We start from the raw sequence: 12,723 nt of genomic DNA on the forward strand, positions 1-12,723 counted from the left end.
ATGAAACAGCACATAAAAAACAGTACCCGGTGACGGGACGGGATATCTACCGAAAACATCTCATTTCGTAATTGTTTCAGTTTTAATCGAGTTGAGGGTCTTCATGGCGTTTTTCGCCGGCTTGTAGCTAAATCTGCCCCCAAGCGCAGCGAGTGCAAACAGCCACCTGTCGGTTCGAAACGGCCAATAATACACTGACTTAAGTAGTTGCGTTCTCGCATCAGAGTATGCTTTGGAACGTAACGCTTCTTGTCCAAGAATGAACAGCAGTGACGCGAGGAAGGCCCGTTCGTACCGACGTCCGTACCCTGCAGCGAGTTCTCGGTGTTTCTCTACCATTAATGGGTAGGAGATATCCCGCTTCTCAGCGTAGTTATTGCTGATTCGGTCCGCTCCCTCGGGACAGTTCCGATATGTCAGTACTTCGGGGATCACGCGAAACTCGCTATGTAGCGAGAGTCGTATCAGCCACTCTCTATCTTGCCAGCTGGGAAACCGGTCGTCAGGGAGCCCGGCCTGTGGGATGATATCAGCCGAAACCATCAGTGTCGAGAATTCACCGAACGACTCCCCCAGAAGGAGGTCTTTGGTAACATCCCCTTCCGCCGTGAAGATAACGTCCCGTGTGTAGTCCCCGTAATCGTACTCACAGCCAGTGTAGACTACGCCGACGCTGTCAGCGCTCTCTGCCATCTCAGTAACCTGTCGAGCAATCTTTTCGGAGTCCCAGGCGTCGTCGTCATCTAACAACGCGATGTACTCGCCTTCTGCCCGCTCAATGCCCGTGTTCCTTGCCTGGTTCGCTCCTCTGTTCTCTTGGTGACGGACACAGTTGACTTCGATACCTCGTAGCGGCTCTCCGGCAAGTGTATCGGCTGCCGGCTGCGGGGAGTGATCGTCGATGACGATGAGTTCGATGTTTGGGTACGTCTGCTCTGCGACACTCCGTGCTGCACTCCGAAGTCTGTCCGGTCGTTTGTATGTCGGGAGGACAACGCTGACGAGCGGATTTGGCATATGGCTGGTGGTGGTTTGCGGCATCTAAAGTTAGTGTCTGGCTATGCGTGGCTCTGCTGGCTAATTTTGGGGCGCTACGGACCACCCAGTGAACCCACCGTTGGTATAAACCTTGTTTGCCGTTGGATCGTTGTGCATTCTCGCCAGACTGTCTTCACCGTATCGGAATAGATATTCCTGTTGGTCTTTTGTATAATACGAGGCAGTGTGCTGTTTGACATCGTGTGTCTTCGTGACAACGTAACTTCGGCCAAACGTATCAGAGGCGATAACATCCTGGCTGAAATAGCCGAGGTTCCGAGGCAAGTTATTGTTCATACCGAAACTCTGTGGGTAGTAGCGGGGATGGTTTGTGCCTAAGACGAACGCTTCCATCTTATGTGACGTATCCATTGCATGGACCGGAACCCCTTCGTCAATATTCGCTGCCATGAATTGAGACCCATCGTACTCTGCGTAGGTCATGTGACGGTTTGGCTCGTAGGCAGCACTTGCAGCGAGACAGGCACCTAGGAGTACGAGTACGGTCAAAGCAACGGTGGTTACCGAGTTGCGCTTGGTGGCGCTATGGATGAGTGCCATCCCCACGAGGACTGCAGCGAACAGGAGTGCGTATCTGTTTACTCTTATTATGCCTTTCACGATGAGATTGCTAAGGAGGAAGATCGCTGCGATACCCAGTCCTGCAACGAAGTGAACCGAACCGAAGCCCCAGTCGTACCGCATCCGTTCGGAGAGAAACCAGTATAGGGTCAAAAGGACGAACGTCCCGGCGATAGTGAAGTAAATTGTGGTCGAGCCGTACAGAGTGATGAATTTCTCGGCGAGCTGTAGAGGTGAAAACTGGACTGAGCCGGCTCGCTGTACCTCTCTGGCTGCTGGGTTCATATCATCCTGTGCCGCAACGACTTTTATTATGGCCTGGCGTGTCTGACCGAAATTGGTGAGCCAGGCGAATAGGAGCGGAAGAAAGGCCACACCAAGCCGCGGACTGAGTTGCGGAGTGGACGATAGGGAAAGCCGTCCGAACAGCCCGGAATACACCGAGGTTAACAGTAATATACCTAGCATAAACAGGGTTGTCATCGGGTGTGAGTAGATGATGAACAGGCCAACCAGGAGAATCAAGAGCAGGTACTCGTTGTCGTTACTCCGTCGGTACAGTTCTGTGAGCGTGAGCAGGACCGGAACGACCATGAATGAGTTCATCGCCGGGTGGTTTGAGAGATGGAAGGTCGTATAAATGAGAGTGCTACCGGCTGCTAATCCGGCCGCGAGACTTCCCCGTTTACCCGAGAGCGTCTTCACAAGGACTCCGATTCCGATTATCTGAAGCGTCGTAAACAACAACGCTACCAAGTATGGCATCGCGTCAATCGGGACACCTAGCATCGCCATCTCGGCCATCAGCACATGTTCACCTGGATACCAGATTCCGGGAAGTGTTCCCGTTTCGAGAATCGCCCTAACATCGCCGAAGTGTTGCAGTGCATCTGCCGTTCCTTGTCCGTAAAACCGATAGCCGCGAGCTTTTGGGAGGAAGAAGTACAGCGCGTAGTTTGAAAGGACGAGGCCAAGACCATGTCGCCAGTACCTCGTTTGCGTAATAGCCGCTGCTATCAGCGTCAATATTCCACCGATCATGACCGAATAGAAAGTGAACCAGAACAGCTGGGACAGTCCATCTGCCAGCGAAGTTTCATATCCGGTTACCGGTTGAATGGACAGGAAGAGCGCACTCTCGAGGATAAGGATACCGGCTAGGAGTATGACCAGATATTCCTGTATGTCACGGTTGGCGAACTCGAAGCTGTCGAACGACTCCCGGTCGAGATTTGTCTCGTGACTCATTTATTACCCTTCTGGCTCGCGATGCAGTGTGAGGTCCACGTCTTTCCCTGCCTTGCATACGGTAGATATTAAGTAATCAGCGACTAACGCGCAGTGGATACACGCCCTCACCAAAGTCAGGCCTCGACCAGCTTCAATAGACCACCTGAACCGCAATATCGATTGGGCCACGAAGACGCGACAGTGGTATGGAACTGTGCAACCGGAATCAGTCGAGGCTCGATTCGCCATTCGTTCAGATCTCGTCCTTGACCACAGGTGTGGGACTGCTGGTCGATTCCGTCTTGTCTCGAATCACGGAGTCACCGATTTCAGCCACTTGGCCCAGTATTTCCGTTGTCTCTTGCACTGTCTCTTCCCAGTTGTAACGCGTCGTGACGATTGCTCGGCCGTGTTTTCCCAGTTCTGAGAGGCCGCGCTGATCGCTGAGCAAATCAGAAATCGCCGTCGCGAATCCCTCGACGTTGCCAACTTGGACTGTCTCTCCCGTTTGGTTGACTATTTTCGAGGTCTGTTCGAGATCGCTGGCAACAACTGGTGTTTCACAGGCTAAAGCTTCGATAACTGTCCGTGGAAAGCCTTCAGTCCGACTCGGAAGGACGAACAGGTCCGCTGCTCTGAACACCGAGGGCATTTTCTGATAGGGGACCCGCCCCAGGAATTCTACAGCATCTGTAAGTCCCTCGTCAGCGACCGTCGATTCGAGACTGTCTCGAAGCGGGCCGTCGCCACAGAAGAACAGCGATGCGTCCGGACAGCGCTCTCGTACCGTATCGAATGCAGCTAACACGTCCTGAGGTCGCTTTCCGTCGACTAAGCGGCCGACAAACACGATTGCCTGGCCGCCCTGGCTCGCGATATCGGGATGGGTCTGTCCAGCAGGGGAGAAGCGGTTGGTATCGATCCCGTTGTTTACAACCGCGATGTCAGCGTCGACACCGAGGTCACGAAGTTTGGATTGCTCGACATCGGTGTAGCAAAGCGTGACGTCGGCCGAGTCATACGTCCACTTACCCAGCGTACGAAGGTGTGCACGCGAGAACCAGAACGGACCTCGTTGTGAGTTGAGGCCGTGACATGTGATTGCAATCGGGATGTTGGCCATTCGGCAGTACAGCGCGGCCACGTTACTCGAGAAGAACAGGTGAGAGTGGGTGTGAACCACGTCGAAGTCTTCCAGACCACGTAGATCACCGACGGTGTTGGCGAAGATCTGATTCCCGAGGAGCTCTAGCTTCGGCGGTTGTTTGATCAACGTATACCCGTCTTGATCGGTAACCTCTCGCTCTTCCACCTCTTCCGAGACAGTCAAGACGGTGACCTCGTGCCCCATCGCAGCCTGATCACGGCTCAGAGCATGTATGTGATATGGCGCACCACCGACAGTTTCAGGGAAGATGTCTTGGGCGACCCGGAGTATGTGCATTTATTTCGCCCGACTCTTACAGGTAGAGGGGTATAGTTAATAGTCCGATTTTTTGAGTAATAGGCCTCTATAGCCAGTACAAGACACCAGATGGTGGTATGTAGTCACACTAAATCCTGCTACCGTATTCCTATTCGAGGACCCCCTGCTCTTGCATACGCACAGCCCAGTGCTTGAAGACGTAGACGGTCCAGAGGAACCGCGAGTGATCGTGGTTTCCATCGAGGTGTTCATCGAATAGTTCTAAAATCGCCGCGGTATCGAGAATCCCCAGATCAGTAGCACGGACCATCGAGACGAACTCGTCAGCAAGCTCGTGTTTAAACCACTCACCGATCGGCATATCGAACCCGTGTTTGTTTCGCTGTAAGATAGACTCCGGCAGTACATCATCGAAGGCTCGTTTCAGCACACGTTTTCGATCGCGGCCAGTTAGTTTGTGGTCTGTTGGGAGACTGAGTGCGTACTCAACGACATCAGTATCGAGGAACGGAACGCGTACCTCGAGTGAGTTGTACATACTGGCCTGGTCGACTTTCGTGAGCATCTGATCTGGGAGCGATAAGCGGGTATCGACAGCCTGTATCCGTGCCAAGCTCTCTCTATCGGCCAGTTCTGGGGATATCGCGGCGTGCTGTGTCCGGAGGGCGGTCTGCCCAGCTTCGATTGGGTCAACGTTCGTCACGGACTGGATAGCTTGGTCATCGGAGACACGCATTAAATCGAAGTGACGCTCCGGAACTGATCGTTCTCCGCTCCGATTTATGAACCACTGTCCTTTGTAAACGGCGTCGCCGACCGCAGTCCCTCGTGAGGCGGGTAGTGCATTCACAGCCGGCTCGACGGCGTATTTCCGTATCTGGGCCGGAAGCGCTCGATAGTACTTTGACAGGGACTCGACTCGGTACTTATCGTAGCCGGCGAACAGTTCGTCAGCACCGTCACCAGAGAGTGCGACCTTGACGTTATTTCTCGTGGCTCGAGACACAGCGTAACTCGGCATCAGTGCCGGGTCGGCGAAGGGCTCCCCCAATTTATTCAGTACGTCCGGTACGGACTCGCGTACGTCATTCGCTGTGAGTGTGATCTCGTGATGGTCGGTATCGTGGAAAGACGCCACTTCTCGTGCCGCCCAGGATTCGTCGAATCGATCCTGATTGAAACCGACGGTAAACGTCTTCACGGGATCATCGAGTAACTGTGCCATCGTCCCGACGATTATCGTCGAATCGATCCCCCCGCTGAGGAACGCTCCGAGGTCAACGTCGGCCATCAGGCGTTTTTCGACCGCCGATTCGACGAGCGAGCGTAGGTGAGAGGCAGCGGTATCAATGTCGGGATCACGAGGCGTGATCGATGGCTCGTGGTATTTGTCACGGTCGATACCGTCGTCCGATATGAGTATCCGCTCGCCGGGTCTGACCTTCGAGACGTTACGGAAGGCCGTTTTCGGTGCCGGAATATATCCGAATGCGAAGTACTGAGCCAGTGCGTCCCGATCTATGCCGCCGAGGTCAATGTCGCTCTCGAACAGCGATGGGAGCTCGGAGGCGAACGCGAGTTTGTCGTCCGTTTCGGCGAGAACGAGAGGTTTGATACCCATCGGGTCACGGGCCAGTAATAGACGTTCTCGCTCACTGTCCCACAGAGCGAACGCGAACATTCCGTCGAGTTCGTCGACGAAACTTGGACCTTCTTCCTCATAGAGATGGACCAGTACTTCGGTGTCGGTTTGAGTGGTAAATCGATGTCCTGCGGACGTGAGTCGTTCCTTGAGAGCCCCGTAATTATAGATCTCTCCGTTGAAGATGACGGTTACGGTACCGTCCTCGTTGTGGATCGGCTGTCCCCCGTTCTCGGGGTCTATAATGCTGAGCCGGCGGTGTGCAAGTCCAACACTTCCATCTCTGAAAACCCCATCGTCGTCAGGACCTCGGTGACACTGGCAGTCGTTCATACGTTCAAGAACGTCGGTTTCAGGAGAGCCAGATCGAACATACTGACCACAGATTCCACACATTGTTCGCGTAATCTACATCGATGCTCAAAATTATACCCTCCCTACACGGGCGAGTCAGACGGGCTATCTTCCGCCCAACGCTGCCTATATGGGTCTGTCAGTCCGCTGTGGAACGTCCCCGGGGCAGTTCTGTCCCTTACGCTGCCTGAATGAACAATTTAAGCTATTCGAATCGACCAAAGCATTGCAGGAAAGTCAGAAACGTGTCCCGAGAATCGGCGTAGGGTGAGTATAAACAAGCCCTTTCACACAGACTGTGAACTAATGGAAAACACTGGACCGATAGCATTCTTCGTTCCCTCTCTGACAGTCGGTGGTGCCGAGCGTGTGACAGTTTCTGTCGCGAACGGGCTCTCTAAGCGCGGATATGACGTAGACCTTGTCGTGTCGTACAACGAGGGGGATTTCCGGACCGATGTCGCCGGAAGCGTAAACGTCGTCGACCTCGGAACACAGAGGATACCAGGGATAGGAATCGGTGCGAGCGTTCCCGCTCTCGTACGATATCTGCGGCGACGATCTCCCCAGATACTCTTCTCACAGATGACGTATGCCAACGATATGCACATGATTTCGCAGATTCTATCGGGCGCTGACACTACCGCCATCTCGACGATCCACAACACGCTCGGGATGCAAGAGGAATCGAAAGAGAAACTCGTCCAGTGGCTGCAGCGTCGCCTCGCCGGTCAGTCGGACCAGTTCGTCGCCGTTTCAGAAGGTGTCGCTAAGAGCATCGTGGAACACGTCGGTGTCGACCGCGAGAAGGTGTCTGTCCTCCACAATCCGATCCCTGTCGATGAGGTCCAAGAGCGGGCAGGGAAGCCGGTGGATCATCCATGGATCGAATCGGCAAACATTGACGTCGTTCTCGGTGTCGGACGCCTGGAGAGAGCGAAGAACTTTGGATCGTTCCTCCGCGCTTTCGAACAGGTCCATGCCGCTCGACCGGACACGCTTGCGATTATTGTCGGCCGCGGGTCGAAGCGAGCCGAACTCGAAACCCTCGCGGCCGAGTTAGGTATCGACGCCGCGGTTTCGTTTCCCGGCTTTGTCGACAACCCTTACGGCTACATGGCGGGTTCGGACGTCCTCGCGATGTCTTCGGTCCACGAGGGACTGCCGACCGTGCTCATCGAGGCCCTTGCCTGCGGATGTCCGGTCGTCTCGACCGATTGTCCCAGCGGCCCGGCAGAGATCCTCAAAGATGGTGAGTACGGCCCGCTCGTCGATGTCGATGACGACGAGGGACTCGCAGCGGCCATCCGGACAACGCTCGACGAGCCACTCCCGAGCGACGTACTGATCGAGCGTGCGAACGATTTCGCGCCGGCGGCTGTGATCGACCAGTACGAAGCGTTTATTCGAAGTTTCGTATCGGTGGAGACCACCGATAGTGTCGATAAACGATCCGAGCCGCTCACCCCCTCGTGACTATAGTAGCCATTGAAAATCAATGCACACCTGATCGGACGACGGCAGTGCGATCAGTGTGTACATCGTTTCAATTGTTACTATAGCTGCAGTCGATACCATCCATCAGAACTGTCCAAAACCTACTCCCAGACTCCTGTCGTTGTTAGCTCACGTTACGTCGACCCAAATGTGAGCCTCGCGGTACGCGTTCTCAGCTGTGGGTTGATCCGGCTGACTTCCCCTGTACAACAAATACGTCAACCGCAGGCGCTCGCCCTCCAGTACCGGCGTCACCGTGTGACGCTGCAGCCAGCGGTCTCCAGCCGCTGTCCGGTTGCTGTAAGTATCGAGACGTATGCGCTCGATGACCTCGCCTGTCGGCGCGGTTCTGGCCATCTGCACGACGACGACGTACTCGGTTGTCTCCATCTCGTGATTCGTGACGGTGAAGTACATCTGTTCGGGCTCGCCCAACGCGATCTGCTCCGGATAGTCGCTTGCCTCCAGATCCCCTGTCTCATTCTCGGTCAGCAGCCCGAATTCTGTGTACGCTTCGCCGCGCTGTGGCTGAGCCGCGACCAGCGCCACGCTGGCAAACGTCACGAGGATCGCCACACCGACAACTACGGTCCCCAGCTGGACTCCCTCCCCATCGGAACCACCGCTGGCCGCTCGTGAGTTTCCGAAGGGCATCGAGGTCTGGCTCAGGCCCGTCTGTGTCCTTTTGTAGCGCCGATACCACGCGATTCCGGTTGCCACAACAGTTACGATAGCAAGGGCAGTGACAACCGGAGTCGGGCGAATCGGCCAGGGCGTGAACTCAAGATTGACTCCGACGATAATTGCCAAACAGATACTTGCTACAACCGAGTACAGCATCCGTTCTGTGGTAATCAGCCGGTGGTGTTCATCCTCCGGGTTCCGAATTGGAAAAAGGGCCGCGACTACAGCATAGCCCGGGACGAACAGCAAGAAGGGTAACGCGATGGCCGTGAGGAGCACCCCTTCAAGAGACGACAGCGTTGCGAAGAGTACAACCGCTGTGTACCCCACGGTAACAAGCAAATCGACAGTCGCTGGCGAAGTATCCGACCACCTGCCCATAAGTTCCGCTCACGCCTACGCCATGATAAGTAAAAACTTCATAACGGTCATTGACGGTGTCGAATGTGGTGTCAAAGAACGATATCCAACCGTTCGGAGTGATCACTCTGATTCTGTTCGGGAGAGATACTTTTGCTGTAACCGCCAGACGTACCCACGAAGTAACAGAATCGATAGCTTCGGAATGAACGAGCCATATCGAATCCCGCTCGACTCGTCGCCGTAGAGTGCTTCCATCGGTACGTCCTGAACAGTCATCCCATTCGCATCTAAGTGAATTAGCATATCGTTCAGAAATCCGTAGTCGTCAAACAGATCGTTCAGCGAGAGCTGGTCAAGCGCCGTCGCGGAAATCGCGGTGTATCCGTTCTGTGGGTCGCGCATTTGCCAGTGTCCGCTCGCGATCTTGGTCAGCATCGTGAGGAGCGCATTCCCGAACAGCCGCCAGTTGGACATCTGAGTACAGTGGCGTCGCGATATGAGGCGGTTGCCTTTCGCGTAATCCGCATCCCCCTCAACGACTGGGTCGAGTATCTCATCAAGGATGTTCGGGTCCATCTGGCCGTCGCCATCAAGGACTGCAACCGTATCCATGCCGCTCATAAGCGCTAGCTCGTATCCGGTTTGTACGGCAGCCCCGCGACCGCCGTTAGTCTGATGACGGACTGGGACGATCCGCTTATCGAGAAACGTCTGGCTTTCAGATACCATTGTCCCGGCCCCGTCGGCGACAACTATTTGTTGTGCGGAGTCCCCGGTCACACTTGCGGGTTTCACCTCAGTATCCACGTATTCCTTGATTTCGGTCCATGTGCCATCTGTCGAGCAGTCGTCGATAACGAACACCTGATCGACGTACTCCGGAAGTGAGTCGATGACCTCACCGATGAACCCCTCTTCGTTGTGTGCCGGAACGACGACACCGACGGTAGAGCCTTTATACACTCTATGTCCCCCCTGTTGGTGAGTGGAGTGAGTCCGCTACGGTACGCACAGAGTTACCGAAAAGGGAGCTACTCATCCCGGGTCGGCTTTCATGCCAGACCCACGCGCCAATAGCAACCTCTGATTCAGTGATAGTCATGGTAGGTCGTAGGGCCGCTCACCGGCCACCAATAGGGCCCTCTCTGTCGCCATGTTGGGCAAATCGGTCTATTGTTATTCCTTACTTTCCAGGGTTAGCGGTCATATACAGTGGACTGTCGGATCGATAAATATCTCGTTAGACCGATTCGGAAAAGCGCCCACGTACGGCGATTACTACTGTTAGAGGGAGTGGTTATTCGAATTGATCCTGATACGTCGTCCTGATGTCCGCCTGGCGACTAGCGGTTAGGTTCTCGTACGACTTCCCGTACGTGTCGTTGGCCAGTTCGTCCCAAGATTCGATTCGGTCACCGGAGTCAGTCTGGAACTGTGCATCGAAGTCCGCTTCGACCTTCTGTTGGGTTTCGATTTCTAGTCCTGTGAAATTAAACTTCTCCCCAGGTTTCACATCGGCACCGTACTCTTGCCGGGCGATTTCCTCACGCGTCCGCACCTCTACGGCTGCAAGGCCGTCCGCGAACGGTTGGCGTTCGTGAATCTCTTCGATCTGGCGCTTCGTTTCACCGCTCACCTCATCATAGTAGAGTCCGTACTTGTCCTGGGTTATTTCATCAAGCGAAGCGCGGTCACCATCAGAGACACTGGTACTTCCGCCGGAACCGCTGGACCCGCCGTCTTTTGCCCATGACGGCTTGACCGACATAGCTGTTGACGCACGCGCGTCTTTTGAGTAGACGCCATAGACGTACGTCTGCAGACTCAGTGGTTCTACGGGGTAATCCGTCGAGTCGGTTACCGTGTATTCAACCTCGAACCGAACGCGAGTCGACTCGCCGGGTGCGAGCGTGACATTTCTGTCGACTCCATAGGCTTCCGGCCGATCATCGTCATCGCTGTCGATACGATGCTGGATCGATTGAGTTCCGGTGGTTTCACCGGTGTTCGTTACGTCCGCGGAGAACACAGCCGTATCACCGACATACAGGACATTCGGTCCAGCCAAATCCGACACCTCGAAATGACTATCCTGTACCGTCATCGAGACGGTATCTATGTCGTCAGCAGTTCCAAGCGAATGGTTGTGTGTCCCGCGGCTCAAATTCGTCGTATTCACATCAATAGACACCGTTGTCGTTTCGTTGGCAGCAAGTGAAACGGTGCGCGAATAGGTAGTGTTCATGGAATCACTCCGGAGCGTGACGTTGTCGAGCCCGTCCACGTCACCAACGTTCTCGACGACTGCTGAGACATTGGCAGTTTCCCCCCTCGTTACGTTGGCCGGTGCAGTCGTATTCTGCACACGGAACGTCGCCGGTTGCTGGACGTGGAGTGTTCCGGTCGTTGTCGTGTTTTCGGTGGCGACCCTGTATTGGTATCCGCCAGGCTCCAGATCAGCAGTTCGGACCGTGGCAGTGCTCATCTGGCTCTGGCCGCCCGCAAGCGAGTGGACGCTCTCATTCAGCGTTTCAGCATCGGAGTACTGGCCGTTTTGGTCTGCATCGACAGCGATTTGCACTGTCTGGACGCCACGATATGCACCGACATTGGTCAGGTTTGCTCGGATGGAGGCGTTGGTTCCACGGACGATTGTAGCGTTTTCAGTGGTATCAGCGAGGACAAACGTAGGCGGGGTGAGGACAGCCACATTCCCAGTTGACTCCGGGGCCGATGACTCACCGACGGCAACGGCGTACGTGTATTCCCCGGGACTGATTTGATCAGGTTCGACAGCGAACGTCACGTCCGCCGGTTCTGCAGCCGAAACCTTGACTTGTTTTGTTGCTACCGTTTCAGGAGACTGTCCGTCCCTGTTCAATCGTAGCGCTACTTGTTGTGTTGTCGTTTCCGACCCCGCGTTTGTGATTTGAAGTTCCACACGCAACGGCTCATTCGGCCGAATTTCGGTCGGAGACTGCACAGTGCGTATCTCCAGTTCGTCCTCGCTCACAGTGGTCTCCGTATCGGCCGGTCCATCGGCGAAACCACCGATTCCAAGCCCTAACGTAGCACCTCCAATGAGTAACAGTCCAGCGACGCACCCAATCAGTAACTTTCCGTAGCCTATGGACAACATGCGTACGCAGGTATGTTACAAATCATTATTGTTACGGCTGCTATACCCACCGGTAGACACTCTTTGCATTCAATATCGAAAAGCGGGTTTCTACAGGTAGGTTTCAGAATGGGTAGCAGACGTTTACCACCAGACACGTTCCCCAAAGTGGAGCTTTCAGCCATAGTCGTAGTGAGTCGATACCGTTCGTCGGCGTCTCAATTATGCGACTACCGTTAGCTGAATCTATGGAAAACACACCATCTTGTGATCTAATACCGGAGTTGGTGTAATGGAATAGGTTATACGCGAGATACCCACATCAAATTACAAGTTCAATTCGAATCGAAAACAGGGAGAGAGATAGTTCTAAGTCCACGCGCTTGTGCAATCCTATCAGTTCGCGGCCGAGACGCGACAGTTACGCCATGTTCTTCCGTTCGATTGTTTCCCAAATATCGACACCCTTCTCAGTGATGTCGTACACGCGGCCTTTCTTCCGATCTTCCGAAACTAATAGGTCGACCAGTTCCGACTCACGGAGTTCCTGCAGGGCGCGCGATACGTGAGCAATGCTCATTTCCCTGTCGTCCGCAATTAACGACGGTGTCGCAGGGCCTTCTGACAACCGGCGGAGAGTCTCGACTCGATACCGTGAACTGATTACGTAGCTCACTTCGTCCCACTGATCAAAGTCTGCCATCGTATCTATTCGTATGCACGAGTGTACCAGCTACCTTCTTTGGACACAAACTCGTGTACAGTGATATTCCATGTGCCTGTGGTTAA

Annotated in this window: 9 protein-coding genes; 1 reads left to right on the top strand and 8 read right to left on the bottom strand. The window is 54.5% G+C overall.

Annotated elements, in window-relative coordinates:
- Positions 1 to 60 precede the first annotated feature (60 nt).
- The 4 genes from AV929_RS19390 to asnB all read right to left on the bottom strand — a co-directional run bounded on the left by AV929_RS19390 (position 61) and on the right by asnB (position 6,314).
- A complete protein-coding gene (locus AV929_RS19390; RefSeq protein WP_044952851.1) occupies positions 61 to 1,017 on the bottom strand; it encodes a glycosyltransferase family 2 protein in 957 nt (318 codons plus the stop codon).
- A 60-nt stretch (positions 1,018 to 1,077) separates the two neighbouring features.
- Positions 1,078 to 2,868 carry a hypothetical protein gene (locus AV929_RS19395; RefSeq protein ID WP_064289051.1) on the bottom strand — a complete coding sequence of 597 codons (1,791 nt, stop codon included), beginning with the start codon at positions 2,866 to 2,868 and terminating at the stop codon, positions 1,078 to 1,080.
- Between the two features lie 235 nt (positions 2,869 to 3,103).
- Positions 3,104 to 4,294: a glycosyltransferase family 4 protein gene (locus AV929_RS19400; RefSeq protein WP_014031326.1), complete on the bottom strand. Its 1,191-nt coding sequence runs from the start codon at positions 4,292 to 4,294 to the stop codon at positions 3,104 to 3,106.
- Between the two features lie 130 nt (positions 4,295 to 4,424).
- Complete coding sequence (gene asnB, locus AV929_RS19405) at positions 4,425 to 6,314, bottom strand: asparagine synthase (glutamine-hydrolyzing) (RefSeq protein ID WP_225306819.1); 1,890 nt, start codon at positions 6,312 to 6,314, stop codon at positions 4,425 to 4,427.
- A 264-nt stretch (positions 6,315 to 6,578) separates the two neighbouring features.
- Between asnB and AV929_RS19410 the strand changes: the two genes are divergently transcribed.
- Positions 6,579 to 7,748, top strand: coding sequence for a glycosyltransferase (locus AV929_RS19410; RefSeq protein ID WP_064289053.1), 1,170 nt, complete (start codon positions 6,579 to 6,581; stop codon positions 7,746 to 7,748).
- Positions 7,749 to 7,898: 150 nt separating this feature from the next.
- Here AV929_RS19410 and AV929_RS19415 read toward each other — a convergent pair whose 3' ends face one another.
- The 4 genes from AV929_RS19415 to AV929_RS19430 form a co-directional block, all read right to left on the bottom strand.
- Positions 7,899 to 8,795: a DUF1616 domain-containing protein gene (locus AV929_RS19415; protein ID WP_230458920.1), complete on the bottom strand. Its 897-nt coding sequence runs from the start codon at positions 8,793 to 8,795 to the stop codon at positions 7,899 to 7,901.
- Positions 8,796 to 8,936: 141 nt separating this feature from the next.
- On the bottom strand, positions 8,937 to 9,779 hold the full coding sequence (locus tag AV929_RS19420) for a glycosyltransferase family 2 protein (RefSeq protein WP_014031330.1): 843 nt from the start codon (positions 9,777 to 9,779) through the stop codon (positions 8,937 to 8,939).
- Between the two features lie 334 nt (positions 9,780 to 10,113).
- Entirely contained in the window at positions 10,114 to 11,955 is a 1,842-nt protein-coding gene (locus AV929_RS19425) for a CARDB domain-containing protein (RefSeq protein WP_064289055.1), read from the bottom strand.
- 400 nt (positions 11,956 to 12,355) lie between these two features.
- Positions 12,356 to 12,637 carry a winged helix-turn-helix domain-containing protein gene (locus AV929_RS19430; protein WP_004515801.1) on the bottom strand — a complete coding sequence of 94 codons (282 nt, stop codon included), beginning with the start codon at positions 12,635 to 12,637 and terminating at the stop codon, positions 12,356 to 12,358.
- Positions 12,638 to 12,723 lie beyond the last annotated feature (86 nt).

The organism is Haloarcula sp. K1, from assembly GCF_001647155.1.
GTDB classification, from domain to species: domain Archaea; phylum Halobacteriota; class Halobacteria; order Halobacteriales; family Haloarculaceae; genus Haloarcula; species Haloarcula hispanica.